General features: G+C 58.1%; 19 protein-coding genes. 5 read left to right on the top strand and 14 right to left on the bottom strand.

Going from position 1 to position 24018, the window contains the following annotated elements; all coding sequences use genetic code 11:
- Positions 1-54 precede the first annotated feature (54 nt).
- The 13 genes from VJU77_06810 to VJU77_06750 form a co-directional block, all read right to left on the bottom strand.
- Positions 55-1182, bottom strand: a complete 1128-nt coding sequence (locus VJU77_06810; protein ID HKP03064.1) for a glycosyltransferase family 1 protein — start codon at positions 1180-1182, stop codon at positions 55-57.
- On the bottom strand, positions 1163-2593 hold the full coding sequence (locus VJU77_06805; protein ID HKP03063.1) for a hypothetical protein: 1431 nt from the start codon (positions 2591-2593) through the stop codon (positions 1163-1165). The genes VJU77_06810 and VJU77_06805 overlap by 20 nt, the downstream gene beginning before the upstream one ends.
- Entirely contained in the window at positions 2577-3806 is a 1230-nt protein-coding gene (locus VJU77_06800) for a glycosyltransferase family 4 protein (GenBank protein ID HKP03062.1), read from the bottom strand. The genes VJU77_06805 and VJU77_06800 overlap by 17 nt, the downstream gene beginning before the upstream one ends.
- The gene (locus VJU77_06795) at positions 3803-4804 is read right to left on the bottom strand and encodes a glycosyltransferase family 4 protein (GenBank protein ID HKP03061.1); all 1002 of its coding nucleotides are present in this window, start codon (positions 4802-4804) and stop codon (positions 3803-3805) included. Before VJU77_06795 ends, VJU77_06800 begins: the two co-directional genes overlap by 4 nt.
- On the bottom strand, positions 4801-5358 hold the full coding sequence (locus tag VJU77_06790) for a hypothetical protein (GenBank protein HKP03060.1): 558 nt from the start codon (positions 5356-5358) through the stop codon (positions 4801-4803). The genes VJU77_06795 and VJU77_06790 overlap by 4 nt, the downstream gene beginning before the upstream one ends.
- A 118-nt stretch (positions 5359-5476) precedes the next feature.
- Positions 5477-6373 carry a glycosyltransferase gene (locus VJU77_06785; protein ID HKP03059.1) on the bottom strand — a complete coding sequence of 299 codons (897 nt, stop codon included), beginning with the start codon at positions 6371-6373 and terminating at the stop codon, positions 5477-5479.
- Positions 6370-7476, bottom strand: a complete 1107-nt coding sequence (locus VJU77_06780) for a hypothetical protein (GenBank protein ID HKP03058.1) — start codon at positions 7474-7476, stop codon at positions 6370-6372. The genes VJU77_06785 and VJU77_06780 overlap by 4 nt, the downstream gene beginning before the upstream one ends.
- Complete coding sequence (locus tag VJU77_06775) at positions 7463-8707, bottom strand: glycosyltransferase (GenBank protein ID HKP03057.1); 1245 nt, start codon at positions 8705-8707, stop codon at positions 7463-7465. Before VJU77_06775 ends, VJU77_06780 begins: the two co-directional genes overlap by 14 nt.
- A complete protein-coding gene (locus VJU77_06770) occupies positions 8689-9519 on the bottom strand; it encodes a hypothetical protein (GenBank protein HKP03056.1) in 831 nt (276 codons plus the stop codon). The genes VJU77_06775 and VJU77_06770 overlap by 19 nt, the downstream gene beginning before the upstream one ends.
- Before the next feature lie 4 nt (positions 9520-9523).
- Positions 9524-10843, bottom strand: a complete 1320-nt coding sequence (locus VJU77_06765; protein ID HKP03055.1) for a hypothetical protein — start codon at positions 10841-10843, stop codon at positions 9524-9526.
- Between the two features lie 60 nt (positions 10844-10903).
- Positions 10904-13069 (bottom strand): polysaccharide biosynthesis tyrosine autokinase, encoded by a 2166-nt coding sequence (locus tag VJU77_06760; protein ID HKP03054.1) that lies wholly within the window; start codon positions 13067-13069, stop codon positions 10904-10906.
- A 2-nt stretch (positions 13070-13071) separates the two neighbouring features.
- Positions 13072-13749 (bottom strand): polysaccharide biosynthesis/export family protein, encoded by a 678-nt coding sequence (locus VJU77_06755; protein HKP03053.1) that lies wholly within the window; start codon positions 13747-13749, stop codon positions 13072-13074.
- 21 nt (positions 13750-13770) lie between these two features.
- A complete protein-coding gene (locus tag VJU77_06750) occupies positions 13771-15135 on the bottom strand; it encodes a hypothetical protein (protein HKP03052.1) in 1365 nt (454 codons plus the stop codon).
- Positions 15136-15466: 331 nt separating this feature from the next.
- On the opposite strand from VJU77_06750, the gene VJU77_06745 reads away from it, so the two are divergent.
- Positions 15467-16660 carry a hypothetical protein gene (locus VJU77_06745; GenBank protein HKP03051.1) on the top strand — a complete coding sequence of 398 codons (1194 nt, stop codon included), beginning with the start codon at positions 15467-15469 and terminating at the stop codon, positions 16658-16660.
- Here the strand turns inward: VJU77_06745 and VJU77_06740 are convergent.
- Positions 16650-18182, bottom strand: coding sequence for an exosortase/archaeosortase family protein (locus VJU77_06740; protein ID HKP03050.1), 1533 nt, complete (start codon positions 18180-18182; stop codon positions 16650-16652). The two genes, VJU77_06745 and VJU77_06740, sit on opposite strands and share 11 nt — an antisense overlap.
- Before the next feature lie 158 nt (positions 18183-18340).
- On the opposite strand from VJU77_06740, the gene VJU77_06735 reads away from it, so the two are divergent.
- The 4 genes from VJU77_06735 (at position 18341) to ilvA (ending at position 23988) form a co-directional block, all read left to right on the top strand.
- Complete coding sequence (locus VJU77_06735; protein HKP03049.1) at positions 18341-19108, top strand: hypothetical protein; 768 nt, start codon at positions 18341-18343, stop codon at positions 19106-19108.
- Positions 19092-20876, top strand: coding sequence for a hypothetical protein (locus VJU77_06730; protein HKP03048.1), 1785 nt, complete (start codon positions 19092-19094; stop codon positions 20874-20876). The genes VJU77_06735 and VJU77_06730 overlap by 17 nt, the downstream gene beginning before the upstream one ends.
- Positions 20877-21027: 151 nt before the next feature.
- Complete coding sequence (locus VJU77_06725; GenBank protein HKP03047.1) at positions 21028-22692, top strand: ATP-binding protein; 1665 nt, start codon at positions 21028-21030, stop codon at positions 22690-22692.
- An 84-nt stretch (positions 22693-22776) separates the two neighbouring features.
- A complete protein-coding gene (ilvA, locus tag VJU77_06720) occupies positions 22777-23988 on the top strand; it encodes a threonine ammonia-lyase (protein ID HKP03046.1) in 1212 nt (403 codons plus the stop codon).
- The last annotated feature ends 30 nt before the right edge of the window (positions 23989-24018 follow it).

The raw sequence follows: 24018 nt of genomic DNA, 5'->3' as shown, positions 1-24018 counted from the left end.
GTTGGCGAAAGTTCGCCGGCAAGAATCTGCGCGACTCGCCCGGCGTGAAAGGTTTCATGGGATCGGCGCCATCTCGCGGTAAAGATCGCGGTATTCAGAAATCATCCGGGTAGTGGAAAATCGCTGCGCGTTTTCGAGGGACTTTGTGCGCCAGCGCTCGCGTTCGACCGGATCGGCCAGGCGCAGGATGTCGGCCGCAAATCCCGCTTCGTCATCGAGGCTGTGCGTCAAACCGGCCGGCCCGGCCACTTCACTCATAGGCGCGCGGTCCGCGCAGAGGACGGGACAGCCGCAGGCTTGCGCTTCCGCGATCGGCCAACCGAATCCTTCGCAGCTGGACGGAAACAGCAGGGCCACCGCGCAATTGTAAAGAGCTTCGAGCAACTCGTTGGAGATTCCGGACAATTCAACAATCCGATCGGAAACGGCGAGCTGCCGGCTCAGGGCCCGAAGCGGCCCGGAAAGGGGTTCGCCTGCGAAAACGAGCAGCCCGTTCCAATGTTCCCGGGAGCGCGCAAAGATCCGCAGGACCGCTTCTCTATTTTTGTAACGCAAATTCGAGCCGACATGAAGAACGAACGAAGCGCCGGCCCCCAGCGGCGAAAATTCCGCTAGCCGCGTTCGCGCTTCATCGGGCGGCAGCTTTCGATACGGATAGTGCAACCCGAGCGTAATCACTTCGAGTTTTGGCCGGCCATTCTTGGGGTGAACGAAGCGTTGCGCGTCCTCCAGAGTTGCCTGGGAAACACAGGCGATGGCGTTCGCTTTCCTGAGGCCGGCAACGATCCAACGCTGGAGCACTTTGCCAGTGGCGCTGGCCGGACAGCCGGTCTCTTCGCCCAGCGCGCCGCGGACCGCGAGCATATCGTGGCAGGTGATGACCACGGGCGTTCCGCGAACTGCGCCGGCATACATCGCATTGGAGTGATCACAGATGTGCACAAGGGCTGGCCGCTTCCGCAGTTCTCTTCGAAGCGTTCGCGGGAAGAGAAAAAATTTGTCGAGATACGCGAGCCATTTGGCCACAAATCCGCCCGCGTAACGTAATCGACCAAAAAATGGTTCGGGCTGGATCAGGTGCGCGGGAACTCCGGCCGTGGTGAGTTCACGCAACATCATCGCCGCAAATCGTTGCATGCTTTGCTGACGATCGAGCGGGTAATTACCGATCAGCAAAATCATCGGGTTGGCGCGGTGCGGCGGACGAGGTATGCAAACCTTCCGCGTAACGAGAACGCCTGGCCACCCGCCGACGCGCGGGCTCGGGCGGGGCCGGGAGCTCGGATTCAGGCAGAGTCTTGGTATTGCCCGCGGCCAAACAAAGGCCGCAGATGAAACAGGAGAACCCCAGGTTGGTGGGCTGGCCAAATTGCCCGTTCAAGAGGGAAATGAAACCGGCGCCGTACAGCATGATGGGAAGAATTTCGCCTCGCTTCAGATGCCTGAGGCTGACCAGGCCAAGCGTCCCGGCGAGCATGGTGCGCCAGGCCAGGAACGCCAGGCCAAGAATCGGCCCGCTTTCCAAAACGACGCGGCCCCATTCGCCCTCCGTCAAAAGAAAGATAAAGCGCCCGGTGAGAAATTTCGCGCCGCCATTAGTCCCGATGCCCAACCCGTAACCCCCGATCGGCGCCGTGGTGACAAGAAGAATCCCCTCCTTGAAACCGCTGAACATCCGATCCACCAGACCGCCGGCGATGGTTTTATCCTCCTCCTCGGCCGCGGCAGTGAAACGATCCGAAAGGATCTGGACACCCTCCTTGAAGACTGGCAGGCGAACGGCGATAAGCAGCACCACGACGACGATGAGTAGATTTCGTCCAAACTGATTAATCGCGTTGGGTCGAAAGATGATAATAGCGAGCAAGGACGAAATGACGACGAGCACGGCCAGCAGGACGGAACGGCTGCCGGAAACCCCGATCGTAATGACAAGCGCCAGACCACCCGCATAGAGGAGCCAGTTGCGGTAAACGCCACGGGTCAACGACGCGTAAAGCAGATAGGCCGCGGAAAGCGCGGCGTAAAAAATGACCCCGGAAACGAATGAAAATGTGCCTGGCGGCCTGATTTTTCCGCCACCGGCCGTGATCTGGGTGGTATCGCCGAGACCGGCGGTGCGATTGATATACGCGTCTGGCGACGAGTTGAACTGGATGGCGAGTAGAACGGCCATCGGAATCAACCCAATCAGAACCCACCAGCCCAATCTCTTCACGTCATCGAGATCGAGGACGTTGGCCATGACGAAAATGAGGGGCAAATGAAGGAAGTTTGAGCGAAATCCAAAGCCGGTGACGAGAAAGAGCGGCTTAATAGAGAGAAAGGGCTCGAGCACGATAAGAGATACAAGCCAGGAAAGGATGGCAATTACGCCGAGCCAAATGATGTAGTGATTCTTCGGAAAAACGCGGGCCCTGAGGGCCGTGAAATAGATGAGGAGAACAACCGGATCGCGAATGACCAGGAGGACGTCCGAATACGCGGGCAGGATCCACTTTCGAAATGTTCCTTCGAAAATGAGCAGCCAAAAATAGAGCCAGATCAGGCGCCTGATGACAGTCAAAGATTTTTCGTTAGTGGCTGATTGCATGCAAAATTAAGTCACCGTAAGCCGGCCAGGTAAGCTCAGCAGCTTTCGCGCGCGCAGCTGAGCTCATAGTTGCTAATTGACCACGGTTTTTCAGAAACCAATCGATCTTTTCCGCGATGGCTTCCGGAGCCCCGGCCGGGACCAGAAATCCGGTTTTTCCTTCAATAATCAAGTCTTCTCCCCCGGCATTCCTGGTGACGATCAGGGGCAGCCCGCAGGCCATCGCCTCCTGTTGGACAAGCGCACGACCTTCCAAGATTGAGGGGAGAATAAGCACATCGCACGTCCGCATTAGACGCAGAACCGCCTGATGCGGTCGAGGCGGCTCGTAAACGAAATCTGGAAATTCTTTTCGATAAAAAGACATCGGCAAAATGGGCGAACCCATCACAATGAGCTCGGCCTGAGCGGATCGGACCAGTTTCATCGCGGCGAAAAGATCAGCCAGTCCTTTTCGCTGCGTGAGAGCGCCGGCGAAGAGGAACCGCATCTTGTTATGGGACGTATGGGTTTTATCGGACTTATCCGCCTGCGGCGGCGAACCGAACGGCGCTATCACGCATTTTTTCGACGCGCGCGCCTCTTCTGGCAACGAATCGAAAACGAAGGCGCTGGGGCAAATCACCGTCTCCGCGAGATCTAGCTCGCGAGTCTTGCGCGCCAACTTGTCCTCGGAGTCGCGCGTGCCACCGAGAGTTGGCTCCCATTGAGGACAACGCTGGGCTTGTTCCCGCAGGAGACGCTGCGCTGTCTGCCAATAGGCGATGGGCAAATCGTATATACGGCGAAGTCCGAGTTCACGAGCAACTTCGAATGAACGTTCCGCGCCATCTTCGTAGGCATACATGCCACGAATCTTCAGGCGTCCGTGATTTTTTTTTAGATAATCAGCGCCTGCCTGGTCGAGACCGTTCCAGAGCTGGTCCAGGCTGGCTTTCCCTGTTTCGTGTTTGGTCAACCAATCCTGTCCCAGCTTTCCGGCGAGCAAGCGGACCATTTCGCGCGCGGGGTAAGCCTTGATTTTGCGGCGCGGAAGATCGTAACCCCGACGCATAATTTGCGCTCGGAGATTCGAAGGCCATGCCTTGACGAAGGGAGAGTCCTTCGACCATCCCAGCGTCGTGACGAACTTTGCCAGCAAACCCGCCCGATGGAGCGCAGCCAGGACCGCGCGAACGTTGGTGTTGCCGAAAGGATGGGTAAGCAGAATCATCGCAGCGCTGTTTCCATCGCGGAGAGGTATGCCGCCGCCACCTGGCGCGGAGCGAAACGGGCCAGGTGCGTTCCGGCATGCTGACGAAGACGGTCGCGCTCCGCGGAATCCGTCAGAACTCTGGCGAGAATGCCCGCGAGCGCGCGAGCATCACCATTGGGGAACGTCAACCCACACGGCCCGATCGCTTCAGCCAGACCGCCCTCCGCCGATCCCACGACGACGCAACCACACGCAATCCCCTCCAGGGCAACGATGCCAAATGGCTCTCGCCACCGCGAAGGAACGACGAGGATTTGGTGCTGGCGCAACAATTCCGCTAATTGGTGGCTGGTTTGCGAACCGACAAATTCGATGCGCGATTGCAACTTCAGCTCGGCCGCCTGTTTTTCGAGATGCTCGCGTTCCGGGCCGTCTCCGGCAATCGTCAAGCGAGGCTTCGACTCGAGGGTCGCCATGGCTTCGAGGAGGAGATTGACGCCTTTATCGGAAACCAGGCGGCCGACGAAGATCAGCTCTCTAGATCGCGGACCGGCCGAAGAATCCGTGAAGATCTTGTCATCGTAAGGATTACCGACCTGGATCGAAGAAGTGGGAAGACGGTCCGCGATCGCGCGGCTAATGGCCAGGGAAGTTGCATGCCGCAACACCCAGTTCTTCAAGCGATGTCTCCAGCCGACACTTTCATCAGAGTTCGCGATCCAGGTTTGATGCACGATAAAAAGCGGGCGGCGCAAGAGGAGCAACGGCCAAAGGGTCCGCAGGGAAATGTTATTTTGAAGGAAGACGTGGCACCAGCGGACTTCGCGCCAGAGTGCGACCAGTCCCGGCCGGCGAGTCACCGGGAAAGGAAAGGAACCGTTGCCCTCAGTTTGAGTGATGACGCGCACGTCATGCCCCAGAGCCACGAATTCGCGCGCGAGAAGGTTCGACGCCGTTTCGATGCCGCCGGTGCTGGGAAGAAAATGGTGGGAGCCGAGCAGGATTTTCAATTTCAAGCGCGGAGCCAGGTGCCGACGAATTCCCTGAACGAAGGGCGCGACCGAATCCTGCCCGCACGCAGTTTCAGAAAAACGCCAAGCTTGTGATCGATATTCAAAAGCCAAAACCGGAAGCAGTTGGCATTCTGCCGGGCAAGACGATGGGCGAAACGCGACGTGGCAGAAACATCCAGATCGTCCAGCACAATAACGGCGCCCACGGGCGCCTGGTCCATCGCCAAGAAAAGAGCATGCTCGCGTTTCGCGGGGTTGGGCGGGCTATCCACCAGGATAAGCCGCGCCCCTTGCAAACGCTGGAGAGATTCCCGCTGGGCCGCGACATTGAAGGATTCGATGGGGCGAAGCCGATTCCAGCAACGCGTGAGCGGGATAACCGCGGAAAAATCTGTTTCCCGCTGTTTGATCTGGTCGTCGAGTTTTTCCGTGCGATCCAACCAATCCGCAGAATCTTCGACACTGGCGGTGGCCGCGGAAGCGCGACGGAGCGAAAGGGTCGAGCGCCCCGAACCGAATTCAAAAGCCGTGCTGCCGGCAGGTAAAAGCGCCGCCACCTCTTCCAGGAAACGGCAACTCAGCGGTGGAAGGATCCAGATAGGAGTCTCGGCGGGTGGATTCTCGCCGTGATATTTGTCGATGAGGCGCTCTAGCTGAGTTTCGAGCGGATTGAATTCAGTGATAACCCTTCAGAACTCCTTTCAGCATTTCGAGGCGCAATTGCAGTCTCGGCTCCTTTTTGAACAGAGCAACCAGCGCGAACCAACCCACCTCAAGCAAATGCCTGATGAACAAGAGCGGCCGCAAGTAATAACGGGATGAGGGGGCAAAGCGCTCATAGAGATGAAGACGTGACCGATAGAGATCCAGGACGCGCGGCGCGCCGCCTCCTTTTCCACCGGCCCCCTCGTGTCTTACGCAATAGCCGAAATCAATGCCGACGCGACGGCCTTTTTTTCGCAGACGCAAACAGAGATCAATCTCCGACTGGCATTGCCAATACCAGCGGTCGAATCCCCCGACGGCACGGAATGCTTCCAGATTAACCAGCGTGCAGCTGGAATGGGCCGCTTCCACCTCCGCGATCCGCTGGCCCGGCAGAGGCGCTGGCTCGCGCTGAAACTTCTCCCACAGCTTAGAGACCTGGTTCCCCGCCGCGAAGACCCAGGCCGGCATTAATGGCTGTTCGTAGGCGGCCTGCGGCTGGCCCTGAAAATTCATCTGCCGGAAATTAGCCCAGGCCCAATTTCCCTGCTGGAATTCCGCGAAACCTCCGGCGAAATCACCCGGCTCGAACAGGACATCGGCATCGACGAGGAGAGCGAATCTGGTTCGCACAGCGCGCAACGCGATATCGGAGGCCTGGCAAAAGCCGTGAGCCGGCTCTATCCGGATCATGCGGACACCGCTGCTTACCGGCGGGAGCGGGCAGGGCCGGCTCGAGCCATCGTCGACGATCACAATTTTGTCGACCGTGCCCAGATTCGTTTCGAACGAATGCAGCATCTCGGCGGACATCCGAGCGTTGTTGTGGGTCGTCGTGGCCAGGGTGAGATCGGAGAAATGAGTCATCGCAACGCCTCCGCGTAAGCCTCGGCCAGACGGCGAGAATGGGCGTGCGCGTGATACCAGCGATAGATCCTTCGCTGAATTTCGTGCAATTCCTCGGGCGCCGGAAAGCTCGTTGCCCCCGGCGTCAGGTAATAGGGCCCCGGCAATGGATCGCCGTTAATTGAAATGGCTTTTTCCTGGTGAGACAAAATCGGCACGATCCCGTGCGCGCAGAGCCCCGCAAATACGCTCGACTTAAGAACCATCCCGGGCCAGACCTTGCCCGCGCCAAAATAATCGAGCAAAGCAAAACACGAGCGCCTGAGAATCTCCGACGCGGCTTGGGGAGCGATCTCGGGATAGTATTGGCACGACAAACCGGGTTGGCCGCGGCTCAATCTCTCCAGGGTGGTGCGGATGGAAATATCTTCGCGGCCGCCCACAATCTCCAATTGTTCCGGGGCGAAGCTTTTCGGGATCAGTGCCTGCATTTCCTCAAACCATCCCAGCGATCGGGCGATCAACGCGGTTCCGCCGCAAATCACCCACCGGGCCGGCGAGGCGGCCTCGAAATCATCGAGGTCCGGTTCGCCAAAATTCGACATGATCGGAAGGAGATAAACTTTCTTTTCGGCGTCGTAAGCATGAATCACTTTTTCAATTGGGGCATTGCTAACGACACAGGCAGTAGAAGCGTCAATGAGGTCGCGTGCGATCTTTACCTGGAAGGGTCGGAGCCAGAATGCGCTTTTCCAGGGGGGACCTGAAGCATAGATCTCGTGGAACGTCGTCACCCAGCGACCGCCCAATTCTCCTCGCAGTTTCCGCACGAAGCTCCGCAACTTGAAGGGAACGCCCCGGGGCTGATAGCCATAGTTCACGTAATGTAAAATCACGTGCGCGTATTTCCGCGCCAATTCCACCGGGGAGTTGCTATCGATCCCGGAGATGACGGCGTAACCTTCCTTGGATTCAACAGCGGTTTTCTCCGCCACGAGAAAAGTAGTTGTGATTCCGTGATTCGCGCTTAACGCTTTCGCGAGATTGAGGGCGTGATCGCCCACCCCGTCAAACGTGCCCGGCAAACGCGGCACGATCTGCAATACGGTGTCACGCGTGGGCATTATGGGAAAGATCGTTGCCGGACCGTGAACCCAGATCACCGAGCCGCTTGCGATATTCTTCGGCCGTATCGCGAGCGATCTCAGGCCAGGAAAATCGGAGCGCCGCCTTTGCGCTTCGATCGCTCAATTCCCGATAACGCTCGAAGCCATTTTCGAAGATTTCGACGATGGCGGCACCAAATCGGTTTACATCGCCGGGCGGCACGAGCGAATTGGGCTGACTGTCTCTTAGAATGTCGCGTGGTCCGGGAGTGTCGTAGGCCACCGTCGGAAGGCCCGCCGCGAGCTGTTCAACGACAGCCAATCCAAACCCCTCGACGTAACTCGGAAACGCGCCGACCGCGGAATCCGACAGAAGTCGCGGCAGCTCGTCCGGTTGAAATTGCGGAACGATCTCGACAAAATCGACGGGTCCGAATCCGAGGTCGTTCCAGACATTTTGGGTGTTAATCATGGTGCCGAGGAACAGAAAGCAGGCGTCAGGCAGTTTGGCGCGAATTCGCTCGATAATCCCTCCCCAATCCCTGGCCCCTTTTCGCGGGCTCCACATGCCGATAAACGCCACCTTCTTCTTCCGCCAGCGTTCGTCGGCCGGAGCGGCTGCGGCGAGAAGCGCCTGCTGCCGGATGGGCGTGATGCCGTAGGGCTGGACGGCCGCCGGCTTCGCAGAACGCATTTCGTCCCGGAGACAACGCAATTCGTCCGAGTTCGGCAGATTCATCATGTCACAATGGCGAACGGACGCGTCCGATGCCAACCGCGCCCGGTTACGGAAGAACCAGTAGAATGGCCGTCCGAGCAGCTTTCCTTTTGAGGGCGGCGGCCAGCGTTTCGCCGCGGTGCGCTCGAACTTTTCGTAAAGATAATAGAGGCCGACTGAGCGGGCGACGAGCAGGCCGGAAAAGGCGAGCGACTTTTTCGAGAACGGGAGCGTGCCCACGAGCGCATCGATAACATCGAAACGGTCCGCGTTTTGCCGGACAAATTTGGCGGCTCGAAACGGAAAGAGAAACAGGCGAACCGCGGCCAGCGCGCTAGACGAGGCCGGAGTCGGAAAGGCATCCGTCAGGCAAAATCTCTCCACGAGATGCCCCGCCCTGCTCCATTCCTCGGCCAGCTCGATCCAAACGCGGGCGGCGCCAAACCGCGGATCCCAGGGAAGATTAACGATCGCCAGGATACGAAGCGGCTGATTCAACGGGGGATCGGTCTTCAAAGAAGGCTTGTCCAAAATTTGTGGCGAACCGGGTTTACGTAGTGGCGCAACGCGACTCCCGAATGAACGTGGCGATCCGGGTAAACGAACTGATCATCGAGCTTCAGGAGATATTTTCGAGGATCGAACGGGCTGGCCCCATTCGCGTGCATCGTCAGGTGAGTCATTGTTTGATTGGTAAAGAAATTCGGCGCGCCGTCTAATTCCAAAAATCGCTGGACGCTGAGCGACCAATCGAGTGGCTGGAAAAGCAGGAGGAAACCGGTGTTGACCGGATCATTTGCTTCTGCGTGATCGCGCAACAGGCGTTCGTCCCCCGAAAAACGGCAATCGGCCAGGTAGAAGGCGGAAACGCCAGTCGCTTTCGCGTAGCCGTGCAGGTCGTTCGCTCCCGCGAAAAACAGGATATCCGAATCGAGATACAAGACCGGTCCATTCCGGGCCAGCGACATGATAAGAGCGAGCTGCCGGCCCGTCGGATGGTTTTTCAAATAAGGATAGATCGCCTCTGGAAGATTAGCCGGGATCCATTCGTGGAAATCGCTCACGGTAATTGAAGGATGGATCGCCTTTAGCACGCGCCTGCTCTCATTTGAATAGGTGCCATCCGACACGACGGTGAAATGCGGCGGCTGTCCGACGTGTCGCAGAAACGACCTGATCGAGGCGACCTGTTCCGGTAAGGCGGCTTCGCCCGAATACGAGAAAACTTCCAGGGAGAAGGGGCGGGTTGATTCAATTTCGGGAAGGCGGCCCAGAAATGCCGTATACAGCGCACGGATCGCTCTCCCCTTCGCTCGAGCAAGATGGTAGCCGTAATTTGGCATTGGCTCAGCCGGCTGCGGGACGCCAGTTCCGGAAACCGCGATAGCTCAGAATGAGATTGAGCACCAAACTCGGAATCGCGGAGACAAGGTTGAACTTGAGCACGCCCATGACGCTGGAGAAATCCGTGGAAGGAATCATCGCCAGCTGGGTCGCGAGGGTGAGAGGAATGTAAAGCCAGGATCCGGCGACCCATGCCTTTGCCGCGTTCAACGACCAGAGAGTTCCGGCCAAGGCAGAGATAACCGCGCCGCCGACCATGAGCACTGACTCGCGCTCGAGGTGAGCGTATTTGTTGCCCAGGACGAAAAGAAACTGGCGGGGAAAAAACGCGGCCGCGGCCAGGATGACAAGGCTGAAACACACGACGCAGCCAACGATGGCTGCATATTGCCAGCGAAGTTTTCTCAGGCTCTGGCAACGCGCGAAAGCAGGCGCAAAGACATTCGCAAGGAGATGGCTGAGAACGGCAAAGATCATAGCCAGCCGGCCAAGCGCGCCAACCTCTGCGACCGAGCTGACGGCCCGGCCGAAAAAGCTGATGAGAAAGACCGTAATTTGGCCCTGAAGACAGAAGAAAATGGCGTTCGCGGCCTGGCTTCGAATGAAGCCGCGCATCGCCGCCCGGTCTTCCGGGTTTTCTGGAGCGGAGAGATCAACGACTCCGGCAACATACTTTCGCAGCATCCAATACTGGAGAAGCAACGTGGCAGAGCCGATAACCAGCGCAATGGCGCCGTTGAGAAACAAAAACATCAGGAGCAGCAGGGCAAGCAAACGCGCCACGGCGCCCGTGATGTCGATCGTCTGAATTCGGCTGATGTCGGACCGGAGGCGGGGAACTACGCTAAATACGCCGATCAAGAGTTGAACCGCGAGCCCGGCGAGAACCACAGCGATCAGCATTCCGGCATAGCTCACGGAAGCCCCGTTCTTCACGAGCATGAAATAGAGAATCGGCGTCACAACAATGGCCACAGCGGCGCCAAGTTTGCGCCGAAGACCGAGGGCGGTGTTTACGAGCTGGCCGAAACGCTGCCGATCCTGCCAGACGCGTCCGCCAATAGAAATGAGTCCAATACTAATGCCGATATCCGCCAGGACGTTAAGCGTGCCCTGCATCGTATTCGCAATGGTGAAGTAACCGTATTCTCGCTGGTCGAGATGCCGGATAACCAAAATGCCGCTGAGAAAGCTAATCAGCTGCACCACCCCCTGGACGAAGGCAAAATTGCCGACAACTCGAGCGCGATGGAGAGCACGCCTGATCAGGGGAGTCGAAGCTTCGTTGAGGACGGGTGGCGAAATCGGGCCGAAGAAGCTCATCGGTTGATTTCGCGACGGGCCGAGCGATCCGAAGTCACGGCCCGAAAACTGAGGAGCGCGCTACGAGGACTGAATCTGCCGGGGCTGATGCCGATGCGAGGCCGCAACTTCGTCGTGCTCTTCAATTGGCGCCGGCGTGTTGTAGTACTCCGAATATTGGTAGTAATAATATTCCGGCAGCGAAGTATCGACGTAGTTGAGGATAACGCCCGGGACATTGACCTGCCGATTGTACAGCAACTCAAGCGATTTCCGGGTGAGACGCGCCGAGGTGTAGGAGAGACGGATAACAAAGAGGGTCGCATCGATCTTCGGCGCAAGGCTGGTGGAATCGTCTGCCGCGAGAACCGGCGAGCTATCGATGATGATGTAATCGTAATGATTGTACATCTCACGAAGAAGAGCATCAGTCGATTCGCGAAGGAGGTGTTCGCTCGGCTGGCCCAGCGTCTTGCCGCGCGGGAGTAGAAACAGGTTCGGATATGACGTCGGAACGACTACTTCCTGCCAATTCACTTCCTGCTTCAGAACTTCTGAGAAGCCTATTTTCGATGAGACCCCGAACGATTCGCGCAAGGCGCCGCGACGAAGATCGCCGTCGATAAGCAGGGTCCGCGCTCCGGAGAGAGCCATCGTAATCGCGAGGTTAGAAGAGATCGTCGATTTGCCTTCATTAGGCACCGAACTGGTGACGAGCATGGTCTTCGGCCGTGGCCCCTCGTAGGGCATAAAGAAAATGGAGGAGCGAATGTTCCGATACGATTCGGCGAAAACGTGGCGGGCATCGTCGGGTTGAAGAAGGGTGACGCGACCCTTGGTTTTTTCCTTGGGGATTTGCCCCAGAACATTCTCGGAGAATTGGTGCTGGAATTCACCAAACGAAGCCATCCGGTCGTCGATCCGATCGAGCAGGAGCAGGATGCCGATACCGGCGAGCGCTCCACAGCCTAACCCGATCAGGAGACTCTTGAACAAGCCGGGCCGGACGGAAAGAGGCGGCGACGCCATTTCCATGATGGAGATCTGGTCGGCACTGTCCACGCTTTGGGACACGTTGATGTCCTTGAGATTGTTGGTGAGCCGATCGTAGAGGGTTTTTAAGCGCTCGGCTTTTCCTTTAATGCGATTGAACTGCGCCAATCGCTGGCTGAGATCGAGCGCCTTGTTCTCCCACTCTTTGATATTCACCTGCAGGTTTTCCATTTGCTTGCCGATGGACTTCCGGCGGGTCTCGAGTTTTTCCACCGTGTCCTGGCGAAACAAATCGATCAGCTTCTCCTGCTTGGTGATCTCGTCATTGAGCTTGATGATTTTGGGGTGCTTGGGCCGCAGATCTTTTGACAGCGTTTCACGCTCGGCCTTCAGCAACTGAACATTTTGCTTCGCCTTGAGGTAATCTGCCTCCGGCCCCACATCGGAGAATGCCAGTCCCGGAGGCCGATCGTCGGAAGGCGGAGCGGGATTTGTCGCAGGATTGCTATCCGTCCTGCCCTGGGTGCGGTCCAGATTCTGGTCGAGATCGAGGAGGCTGAGCAGATCGTATTCGGTCTTGAGCTGGGCGTATTGCTGGTTAAGCCGGACCAGGTATTGGGCCGCACTGTTGCCCTCTTCCTGGATGAACCCAATGTTGTTTTGCTTCTGGAAATCGAGCATTTCGTCCTCACTGGCCCGCAAATCCTTTTCTACTTGAATCAGTTGCTCGGTGATCGCGGTCGTGACCGTGGAGCCCTGGTTTTCGCGCATGCCTTTTTTGAAATCCACATACTTCTGCATGAGGGCGTTCAAATAGGCCTGGGTGTAGTCCGGCGTGGTCCCAATGGCGATCAAATCGAAAATCGAGGTGCGCGGCTTTTGCGCGACGGTGATGTCAACCACCACCGGTTGCATTTCCGGATGGGTGGAACGGACCAGCGATTCCGCACTGCGACGAACTTCGGCGCTCTGCATGAGTTGAATTTGGGTCCCGAAAAAATTGACGGTGTCTTCGCTGTAAACCGCGCCCTGGGAGATGTTCATCTTGCCCGCCAGCATCATTTTGCTGCGCGACTCAAAGGAGGGCGGCGTTTGATAGATGAGCCAGGCCTGGACAAAAAGCCCGAGGCAAATGGTCAAAACTGGGATCCACCAACGACGCTGCAGGAGCGCTTTGTAACGATGGAGGCGCGTAATGAGCGCTGTGCTCCATGGGGCGGAGGCGGGACGGTCGGTGGCGGCGGGTGCTGGCATGATTAGAAATTCACCAGCCTCTGCGGAACGTAGATCTGGTCATCGGGCCCCACGGTCACATCTTCGTCGGTGTGTCCTTCCTCGATCACGCGTTTCAAATTGATAACGACGGTCTCTCCGTTTTTCCGGGTCAGCTTGATTTTCTTCTTGTCGGCGAAATCGCCGAAACCACCGGCGCGAATGATAGCTTTGCTGACCGTATAGGTTTCATCGGGCGGGATTTCCTGCGGCCCCTGTCCCTTCACCGAACCGTAGACGTAAATCTTGCCGCGAGATTTTTCGCTGACCCGGTCTACGGCAATGATCACGGTCGCGTGATAATAATATTCCCGCTCGAGAGCGGCCTTCACATTATAGGCCAGTTCCTTGCAGCTCTTCCCAGAGGCGGGAACGAGGCCGATGTAGGGAACTTCCAGTTCCCCATTATCGTTAACGCGCAAATGCTGTGATTCGTTGTCGCGGTCTTCGACAACGCGGAAGCTGACGTAGTCGTTAGCCCCGAGACGCTTTTTCTCGTCGAGCACCGTCATGGAATTGGTTCGCATGACCGTGCTCGTAGTGGGCGGCTCGACCGAAGTAGCTTTCGGAATCGAAGGCACCGGGCTGGATTCCTGCGCCAGGAGCGGCAACGGCCCCGCGATCGAGGCAGCGGCGAGGAATGTAAAAGCCCAGATTCTCATGAAATTGCAATTGTCTCCTTGTTAGAAGCTGTAGGTCCCGTCCAGCGCGACGCGATTCTGCCTGTAATCGCGTAACGGCTGATCCGAATCTTTCTGAGTGTATTGATAGCGAAGCCCGAGCGTGACGTGAGGAGTCAGCTGATATCCCAGCGAGAGCGCGCCCCCGTAGCGATGAATGTGCTCGGAAACAAAAGGATTGATGTTTGGGATGCCCGGTATCGGCGTGAACAACGTCCCGTTGCCGCCAGATTCGTCCGCATCCTCGTAAAACAGTTCCGTCGAAAGAAGCGTGTGATACAAAATATTCCAGGTCGCAGTGTGGCGAACATAATTCAGCTTCACATAATTTGAGTTCACGCCCAGCTGCGTCTCGTGGCCTACGGAAAGATTATGCGTCAGCACGGAGTTGACGCGATGCGAGAGCAGAGCGTTCGCATAGTAATCGTTAAGGTCCTGCGGGTCGTTGACCAGGCCCCCCATGTCGAAATCGATCTGTTGATAGCCCCCTGCAACGCGCAATCTCAGATAACTCGTCAGCTGGGTCTCCATGAACGCACCGATGCTGTAGGTGAGCGAATCATTCAGGACAGTCTGGTCGTAGTAGGTATTGACGATCGAGCCCTCAAGCCCAACGGTCATGGTCGCGGTTGGGGTGTAGCCGATCGAGGCCGAGAGGATATCGGCGTTCCGATCCAGGTATTCGAAGAGATCGTTGGTGGCGATAAAATTGTAGTGATCATACCCCAGGGTGACCACCGCCTGGTTCAGATCCCACAGGACGGCGATGCCCGCGCTGTTTTGGAACCGGCCGTAATCGGCAACGTTGCTCAGAGCGATTTCGGAGACTGGATCCTGCTCCAGCGAAAATCGGTCGTGGATGTTGATCCGGAAATCGCCCACAAAAATATCGAAGGCGAGCTGTGAGCCTGGCGTCAGGAGGATGCTATTGGTGTCGTAGTTCGAGTGGTCGAGGTAAAACGCATGACCGATCCCAATATCGAATTTGAGGGTATTCAACTGCGTGATCGGCCACAGAGCGTTGATGTTGACCTGAGGACGCAGAATGAAGTCGCTCTGCGGCGAAGTCGTCAGCACGGTGGTGCCGAAGGGCGTGGCGACGAGGACCGAGCCATCTTCGGCCAGATTGATATTGTCGTTGTATTCGAGACCCAAAGTCGCGCTCAAGCGGAACTTAATGGGGCCGAGCTGAAGATTGTAAGGAATGTGGTCGATGGACTGACGGCGTGCTTCGGCAGCCGCCTCACCGGCGAGGGAAGGCCGAATGGCATCCTGAGAAAGCGCAATAGGAGCCGCGCTGAGCAGTGGAACAAGAAGAGCGAGGGCCACTCTGCGGGCAAAAGAAGAAAGAGGAGTTGCTTGACTCATTTGGGTGTCAGTTCGGTGTTGGTTAGCAGATGTGATACCAAAACTTTTTGGGGATCGCGCGGCGGCGTTCCGATTGCCTCGCGCAGATTCGGCGGAAGCAGTTTTAGAATATGATATTTGCTGTTTCAATTGGTTAAGGCAATAGACGCCGATTCTTCTAGCCAGAGAAGACCTCTGCGGCAAGGAAAATCGCCTCCCTTTGTCCGCGCGGATGGGAGAAATCAATCGATCCGCCGTTCGTTTTACCAAATTCTGGTAATAAAAGGCCTCGGCGCAGGCCATTAGAGAAAACCACGCCGCTTGGCGCATTCCTAGCTTTGTCTTGACGATTATGAGTTGGTTTCGGTTTCCCAAAGCTGTCCGCGTCTTGCCCGTGGCGGCTCTTGTCATTCTCCAGGTCGTCAATTGCGTTGCCGGTGAAAGCCAGGTTGTCCCCGCCTTCGGCGAGACGAGCAATGCGGCGAAGAACCTCGCCCGTATGAATTGCGGCACGACGATCGATCTCATCGGTCCCAATGGCCGGGCGGTGGTGCTGCCCAGCACCGCGCAAGCAGATTCCGGCGCGACGGCGCTGATCATGGATGACGATACGCTTAGTTACCCGCTGCCCGAGGGCGACACCACCTTTGTCCTCACCTTCCCGGACACCTCGTTGCTCGACCGGTTTACGTTTGTGAACGAAAACGCAACCGCCGAAGGCGACTTGCAAATTTCAGTCTCTAATTATCGCCTGCCGGCGCGGAGTTCCAAATGGGTGGAGGTGAACGGCAGCAGCACTTTCACTGGCAAACGGCTCTTCAACTTGTCCCTGCTCGGAGTGGAAGCCCGCTACGTCAGGCTCTCCTTTCACGTCGGAAAAGGAGGACGAATCGCGGCGCTGGGCCTTTACGGCGGCCAATCACTCCAGAAGTTCGCGGCCCGTCAGCGTGGAGTAATTCGCGTCTCGAACCCCACGGCCAGCCGGCGCCTCGAAGACATGCTGAATTTCAATTTTGCCAACGTGTATGCCCAGGCCCGGGTTGTCTTTGTCAGTTCGGGATCGACGGAGTTCGCCAAGAGAATGATCGACGATGACGTGATCACGTCGTTTCAATTCGCACCTGCCGATCCGCATCCGACCGTGATCGTCGAGTTGGCCGAACATCAGCGGCTGCATCGGGTCAGCGCCCTCTACAAAATGCAGGCCGGCAGACTGGACGTCTTCCTCTTGCAGGAACTCGCGGAGAATCCTGGGGATTTAAGCCACGCCAAGCCAATTGCCTCCGTGACGGATGCGAGTGCCGGAGGCAAAGCCGCGGTAAATTTCGATCCGGAAGGCGCGCGGTTTGTGGCCCTGCGCTGGACTCCGGCCCAGGCGGGTTCCGGACAAAGTTTTGACGTAGCCGAACTCAGTGCCTTCGGCGACATGCCCTTGTCCATGCTGAGCACCACGGAATTTCCAGACTTCTATGCGGACGCTTCCATGACTCTGGAACGTCCGCCGGTCCTCCCGCAACCGCCGGTGATTCCTGTCGTCAGCCCTTAGGCTGTTCGACCGCGACCATTTCGTTGACGGTTCTCGCGACGGCATCGCGTGCCTTGGCAGAATCATCCAACCCGGTGACCGCGATCTCCAGAAGGCGCTGACCAAGATTGCGCTTTCCTTGAAAAGCCGCACGCACCCGTCCCTGCAGGTTCCACTCCGCTGGCTGTTTTTCGTCTGAGGGCACGCGCTTGTCTTCCTGGATACAGACGAAAACAAAAAGCGGACGCCCTTCCTGCTCAAATTCGTAGGATTGAAAGTCCAGCACGCTCGCACCGGCGCGCAGACTTAAGTCCGGGCGAGCTGAACGAAAAGTGCGGCCAATCGCGGGCAAACAGATTTCCGGCGAATGGCTTCGGACCAATTGGAGGGCGGCGCGTTGCGGTTTCCAGGCGGCAAAAAAACTCCACCAACGCACGCCTCGTGGATCCTCCCAGGCCGCGCTCTCCGCATCATCGTAGCGCAGAATTACCCGGGTCGTTTCCGCAATGGAGAGATGGGTCATGGTCCCGTTCGCCTGCGGCCATTTCGGCTGCCAGCGCGGGAGCTCGACCAGGTTGCGCTCATGGATGCGGTACCAGACTTCGGTTCCAGCAAATATCAGGGCCAGCCAGGCGAGGGCGACAAAATGCGCGCCGAAATTTTGGCGAAGAATCGAGGACGTTTTCGCCCGCAACGGAATCTCCGGCGGTTCCAGCTTCCAGAGCCAGGCCAACGCCATTATCCCGGCCATCCCACACAGGAGTGCGGCGGTGCCGATTGTATCATGCCAGCGTCCGAGCGAGTCGAGGCCGCTATTGGCCGCCACGAGGACCAGCGTTGTCGCCCGAAAAACGTTGCAGACAAAAATCCAGGCGCATCCCAGCAAGCCGAGGGCGATCCGCCTCTGCGACGGAAGTCGAAATAGTTCGCCGAGGACCAGCGCCACAAGAATTCCTGCCTGCAGAGTCTTCACTCCGCTGCACGCCTCATCGACTCCGACAAAGCCGTTCCGCAACTGAATCACGTTGCCGATCTGATACGCCCCAACTCCCAGCCATCCGGCGATCTCCACCGCGACGTACGCAACGGCGCGCATCATGCCCTGCACGACCAGGTTTTCAAACTGGACCGGCCACGGAACCGCCGCCAGGGGTAGGCAGACCGGGAAGGCGAAATGTTTGAGCCAACTCTTTCCTCCCGCGCGGAAAACCGAAAGGAGAGAAATCGCAATGACGTCGAAGGCGAGGATCCAACTGAGCAAACGCCAATCCGGATTCGCCTCCTCGATCACGCGGATTGGAAACAAAATCACGAGCAAGAGCCAAATCCCGGTGGCCGGCCAACGATGTTGCCGGCCAGCCGGGTCCGGGTCCGGGCGGCGTTGCCAGCGAAAATAGAAGAGGAGGAGCGCTAGAAAAGGCACCGCCCAGCCGTAGTTGTATTGCGGATTGAGCGTCCATTCCGCGCGCAGGTGAAAAAAGAGCCAAAACCAGAGAACGCCGGGCACAATCCACGGGACTGCCTGATCACGGAACTTCGACATTTCGGAAGAGATTCGTTCGGAGAACCCTAAAAAACCAACCGGTTTAACGATTTCAGTTCAAGCATCGATTGCCGCAACGGATCTTGTTCCTCAGAGGGCGGCACAGCCGTTGCTATAAAGCTGGGGTGACCGGTTTTATGACTCTTAAACGCCGCTTAATGGCCACGTTCATTGGGCTCGTGGCTTTCTCCACGGCGGGCCATGCCGTCACCCTGGACTGGGATGGCGTTACCTGGACCCCGGGATCGCTCAGCAACTCCTACGATGTCGATCCAACAAAGCCTGGAAACGATGTCACCCTCTCTCTCACCGGCGACACGGGCCAGTTCGCCCCGAAAAACGGATTCACGATGCCGTCGATTCAAAACTTTATCGAGGGCGGGCTCAGCCCTGTCCAAAACGCGCTGGTTCTCCATCTCGATCTCGCGAACGCCAGCCAGTCCGTCACCATGTCGGTAAATTTTTCCGCCCAGTATACGGCCGGCGTCTCGAATGTCTCCTTTACCATCTTTGACGTGGATTTCAGCAGCGGCGGGTTTCAGGATCAGCTGCGTTCCATCAGCGCCCTTTCGATTGACGGCACAACGCTGATCGCGCCGACGATCACGACGAGTAGCTCCAATTCGCTCAGCGGCACTGGCCTCAATCAGGTTGTAACCGGGATGACCGGCAACTCGGACACCGGCGCTACTTCCGGCAACGGAAACGTTACGATCAGTTTCGGCGCGGCTGCGATCAAGTCGTTCACTTTCACCTACGGAAGCGGATCCAACGCACCGGCCAACCCAACGACCCAGGGAATTGCCATGCATGACCTGACGTTCACCCCTGTTCCCGAAATAAACCCGGCCTGGAGCACGATTGCTTCCTGTCTCATCGCGGCCGGCCTCATCCTTCGTCACAGTTCCCATGCCCGCCGAAAATAACGACTGCTTCGGCAATGTCCGTGCATTAGCACGACGCGATTTTTACCGGCGTTGGAGCCGGCGTATCGCGGCCGTTGTTGTCGTCGCAATTCTAGCGTTCGGTGGTTTCCGCGGTTACCAAACGTGGCGCAAAAGGCATTTATCAAACCAGGCGCAGGAATTCTTCAACCGGGGCGATCTTCAGAGCGCTGTGCTGGTGGCGCGTCATCTCCTGCAATTGGATCCGGACAACGTCGCCGCCTGCCGCATCATGGCGGACACCGCAGAGCGATCAGGACATCGGGAGGCCCTTTCCTGGCGCGAAAAGATCGTGGCGCTGGAACCAGGCGTAGCGAACAATAATATTGCGCTCGCCGCCACCGCGCTCCGCTTCAGCCAGCTCAATCTGGCCCGCAATATTCTCGACTCCGTAATGCCGGGGGCCCGGGGCACTGTGAAGTATCACGAATTGGCCGGAGCGGTTGCCATTGCCGAGAAGCAATCCGCCACGGCTGAAACCGAGTTTGCCGCCGCGCTTCAGCTCGATCCAAATAACTCCCGGCTGGCTCTCAACCTTGCAATGGTCCGGCTGGCATCGAATGACGCCGCCTCCGCTGAAAAGGCGCGCGCTGAGCTCATCCGACTTTCGGAGCATCCCACCCTGCGCCTCGAATCGCTCAGGGCCCTTACCTCCGATTCCCTTGCTCGCAAGTCACTGGCTGACGCTGAAAAATGGGCAACCGCCTTGAAATCAGAAAAGGGAGCCACGCTCTCGGATTTGTTGCTTTATCTCGAAGCCGCGCGCGAAACGAACGCCGGCCAGGCCGTGCTCCACGAAGCACAGTTGGCCGCGACTCTCTCGCCTGGGCCGGCCGCGGCCCTCATTACCTGGATGAACCGGCACGAGATGGCGCAGTCCGCCCTCGACTGGGGTCTGGCCCTGCCGAAGGAAACGCTCAGCGCACAGCCTGTCCCTCTCGCGATTTCCGAAGCCTACAGCTTTCTCCAGGACTGGAACGGTTTGCGGGGGTGGGTGGAAGGCAAGGAGTGGGGCGAGCAGGAATTCTTGCGTCTCGCCGTGCTGAGCCACGCGTTGCATCATCTCGGTCCCGCGGACCGCGCCTCAATGGAGTCGCAGACCGTCTGGACAGCCGCCCTCAAGGCAACGCAGGGGCGCCCGGACCGACTCGCCACCATCGCGCAGCTCGCGGAGGGATGGAGTTACTCTGATGAAGCCGCGGAAGCCTGGTGGATGATCGCGAATGGAAACGAAAATGCGAAAGATGCTCTTACGGCGCTGCAGCGCCTTTACAAATCGAAGCAGAACACGCACGGGTTACTCCGGGTGGCAAAGCGCGCCCTGGAATTGAATCCCGCGGATCTAGTCGCCGCGAACAATTGCGCGAGTCTCGGCCTGCTCCTGACCGGCGATATTTCCGCGCGCCGCCTCGCGACAAGGCTACATACCGAAAACCCGGACAACGCGATTTTCCGGACGACGTACGCGTTCGCATTATTCACCGAAGGCAAAACAAGTGAGGCGCTCAAGGAGATGGAGATCCTGAAGGAAGCGCAGCTGCGCAATCCCTCGGTCGCCACTTATTACTTCGTGATGCTGGTCGAGAATGGAAACATGGACCGCGCCCATCTTTATCTTTCCGCAGCGAACAAGGCCACGCTTCTGCCGGAAGAGCAGCAGCTGCTTACGACCGCGACGCGCAAGCTCCTCACGCATGATTCGCAGAACGTGTCGAAGAGCGTCGCCGCGGCCGATTCGACCGCGCCCTGAGTGTCAGCCGCTTGGCGAAATAGGGGATAAAACTTCATCCCCCCAGCGACAACAAAGCCGTCTCCCTTACGTAATTCCATCGGCAATCAGCGTCTCCGCAAAGGCATGGAACTAGCTCTCCTTTGAGAGTGGGCACCACAACGACCTGAAGATGCGATTAGCCACTGAAATTCAGGGAGATGAGGTATCCCAGCGAAATCTTCACCGAGGCGAAACGGACAGAAATCTTTCGAAAAAACATGAAACTCCTTCTGACTTATCGGGCGGCCCGAATGAAATCTCGCAACATCTTGCGCTCGCTGCCCAGGCTACGAATGATGCTGTTCGGGTTTGGACTCTAGCCTCCGGCGCACTCGACTGGCCGCAAGGCCTTGAGAGCCTGCTCGGCTACCCCCATTCCGCCATCACCCACGAAATCGGGTTCTGGCAAAAACAGATTCATCCCCAGGATCGGGCGCGCACCGCCGTCGCCCTCCGCGACGCTCTGGCCGGCGAGGGTAATCACTGGACGGGAGAGTACCGTTTCCGGCATGCGGACGGATCGTATCTCGACTTACTCGAACGCGGGTTCATCGTTCGCGAGGACAACGGGCGGGCCGTGCAGTTCGTCGGTTCGCTCATGGATGTCACCGCGCGAAAGCAACTCCAGGATCAGCTCATTCGTTCCCAGAAGATGGAAGCCTTTGGCCAACTGGCCGGTGGCGTCGCCCACGACTTCAATAATTTCCTCACCACCATTCTCGGTTACAGCGACCTGCTCCTGAATGAGCTCGGAATGAAGGGCGCAATCGGCGACCACGTTAGTGAAATTCGGAATGCCGCGGGGCGTGCTTCCGTCTTGACCGCGCAACTGCTCGCCTTCAGCCGCAAGCATCCCCTCGCGCCGTCTGTTCTCGAAGTTAACTCCCTGGTCACGAATCTCGAACGCTCGTTGCTGCGCCTCCTCGGTGAAGACATCACGGTCGAGTGTCATCTGCACCGTGGGAAAGACGGCACCTACACGAGAGTCGATCCAAGCCAGCTCACCCAGATTATTCTCAACCTCGTCGTGAACGCGCGCGACGCGATGGACCACGGCGGATCACTCATCCTGGAGACTTCCACCGTCACCATTGAGCCTGCCGAAGAACACGAGTCCGCGGTCGACGAGATTTCTCCCGGCAATTACGTCCAGATCAGCGTTACCGACACCGGCGCGGGCATGAGCGATGAAGTGAAACAACATCTCTTCGAGCCGTTTTTCACCACGAAAGACGAAGGCCGTGGCAGCGGACTGGGTCTCGCTACGAGCTACGGGATTGTCCGGCAAAGTGGCGGCCACATTTGCGTGGAAAGCGAACTTGGTCAGGGAACAACCGTTAAGATCTTCCTCCCGCAACTCCCACCTCCCCCTGCTCCTTCTTACAAACGCCCTGGCGCGAACAAGCTGCCCACGGGGGCTGAAACCATTCTCGTCCTCGAAGACGATGTCAGCGTGCGCCACATCTCAGTGCGGGTGCTGCGTAGCCTCGGTTACGACGTTTTGGAAGCCGCCAACGGCGACGACGCCCAGCAGCTCGTCACCAAGAGCCAGAACAAGCAGATCGATTTGCTTCTTACCGACATGGTCATGCCGCAAATGAGCGGCCGGCATTTTGCCGATTGGATGCGCAAAACGAGCCCGCATACGAAAGTTGTCTTCATCTCCGGCTATCTCGAGGAATCCCTCCATCCCGGCGACCGCCGCGACCAGGAAATGTTCTTCCTCCCAAAACCATTCGATTCCGAACAGCTCGCCGGGAAAATCCGCGAAGCCTTGGATTCGGCCCGCAACTGAAGCGTCGCGGCACGCCTCGGCGTTTCTGCCGCCTCGACGATTCAACCTTTCCCGTGACGCCAGCGAGGTATATAAAAACCTCGCGTGATCACACTGAAAGACATCGAAGCGGCGCGCGAACGAATTAAGGGCGCCGTTTACTATTCGCCCTGCCCGGAATCGATCCCGCTCAGCGAGCTCACCGGGATGACGATCTTCTGCAAGCTCGACAACTTGCAGCGCACCGGCAGCTTCAAGGAACGCGGGGCGCGCAACGCCCTGGCCCAGTTGCCGCCGGAACAACAAAAGCGCGGCGTGATCGCGGCCTCGGCCGGCAACCACGCGCAGGCCCTGGCCTATCAGGGCAAATTGCTCGGCATTCCGGCAACTGTCGTGATGCCGAAATACGCGCCGCTCATTAAGATCGGTAATTGCCAGAAGCTGGGCGCCAACGTTGTCCTGCATGGAAAAGATTTCACTGAGGCGAAGGAACGGGCGCACGAGATCGCAAAGGAACGGGGGCTTGCCTACATCGACGGCTACGACGATCCCGCCATCATCGCGGGGCAAGGGACAATGGGCCTGGAGATCGTCGAGCAAGTGCCTGACCTCGATGCCGTCGTTATTCCCGTGGGTGGGGGCGGTTTGCTCGCGGGAGTCGCACTCGCGGTGAAAAGTCTGCGACCCCAGACGAAAATCATCGCCGTGGAAGCGGACCATGTCGCGAGCTTTTCCGCCGCCTTGGACTCTGGAAAGCCGGTGCGGATAGAAATGCAGCCGACGCTGGCGGACGGTCTGGCCATCGCCCAGGTCGGAAAGAATGCTTACGCCACCGCCGCGCCGCTGATCGAACGCACAGTTGTCGTGACGGAAGAACAGATTGCGGTTTCGATTCTGCGAATTGTCGAGCTCGAGAAAGGCGTCGTAGAAGGCGCGGCGGCCACGCCCCTGGCGGCTTGTCTCTCCGGTCAACTTCCCGAGCTCGCCGGAAAACGGGTTGTCCTCCTCCTTTGCGGAGGAAACATCGACCCAAACGTCCTGAGTCGCGTGGTGGAACGAGGACTGGTCGCGGATGGCCGGCTCTGCCGGTTCACTGCCATGATCAGTGATCGCCCGGGCGGACTGGCTGATCTCGCGACGCAAATTGCTTCGACCGGGGCGAGCATCAAACAGGTCGTGCATGATCGCGCCTTCGCGGGTTCGGACGTCTCCGCAGTTCACGTTCTTTGCACGGTGGAGACGCGGAATCACGAGCATCTCGCCGAAGTCAGGGCGCGATTGCGAGACCACGGCGTGCAGACGTTCGAATCGAAGTAGGGCGTTAGCGCGCCTTGTATCCCGAGCGTA

The sequence above is a fragment of the Chthoniobacterales bacterium genome (assembly GCA_035274845.1).
GTDB lineage: Bacteria > Verrucomicrobiota > Verrucomicrobiia > Chthoniobacterales > UBA10450 > AV80.
This window is presented reverse-complemented; position numbering and strand designations above follow the sequence as displayed.

Coding starts and splice junctions, on each gene's coding strand:
- VJU77_06810 (HKP03064.1), bottom strand. CDS start 1,182: ATGATTTTGCTGATCGGTAATTACCCGCTCGATCGTCAGCAAAGCATG.
- VJU77_06805 (HKP03063.1), bottom strand. CDS start 2,593: ATGCAATCAGCCACTAACGAAAAATCTTTGACTGTCATCAGGCGCCTG.
- VJU77_06800 (HKP03062.1), bottom strand. CDS start 3,806: ATGATTCTGCTTACCCATCCTTTCGGCAACACCAACGTTCGCGCGGTC.
- VJU77_06785 (HKP03059.1), bottom strand. CDS start 6,373: ATGACTCATTTCTCCGATCTCACCCTGGCCACGACGACCCACAACAAC.
- VJU77_06780 (HKP03058.1), bottom strand. CDS start 7,476: ATGCCCACGCGTGACACCGTATTGCAGATCGTGCCGCGTTTGCCGGGC.
- VJU77_06770 (HKP03056.1), bottom strand. CDS start 9,519: ATGCCAAATTACGGCTACCATCTTGCTCGAGCGAAGGGGAGAGCGATC.
- VJU77_06765 (HKP03055.1), bottom strand. CDS start 10,843: ATGAGCTTCTTCGGCCCGATTTCGCCACCCGTCCTCAACGAAGCTTCG.
- VJU77_06760 (HKP03054.1), bottom strand. CDS start 13,069: ATGCCAGCACCCGCCGCCACCGACCGTCCCGCCTCCGCCCCATGGAGC.
- VJU77_06755 (HKP03053.1), bottom strand. CDS start 13,749: ATGAGAATCTGGGCTTTTACATTCCTCGCCGCTGCCTCGATCGCGGGG.
- VJU77_06750 (HKP03052.1), bottom strand. CDS start 15,135: ATGAGTCAAGCAACTCCTCTTTCTTCTTTTGCCCGCAGAGTGGCCCTC.
- VJU77_06745 (HKP03051.1), top strand. CDS start 15,467: ATGAGTTGGTTTCGGTTTCCCAAAGCTGTCCGCGTCTTGCCCGTGGCG.
- VJU77_06740 (HKP03050.1), bottom strand. CDS start 18,182: ATGTCGAAGTTCCGTGATCAGGCAGTCCCGTGGATTGTGCCCGGCGTT.
- VJU77_06735 (HKP03049.1), top strand. CDS start 18,341: ATGGCCACGTTCATTGGGCTCGTGGCTTTCTCCACGGCGGGCCATGCC.
- VJU77_06730 (HKP03048.1), top strand. CDS start 19,092: ATGCCCGCCGAAAATAACGACTGCTTCGGCAATGTCCGTGCATTAGCA.
- VJU77_06725 (HKP03047.1), top strand. CDS start 21,028: ATGCGATTAGCCACTGAAATTCAGGGAGATGAGGTATCCCAGCGAAAT.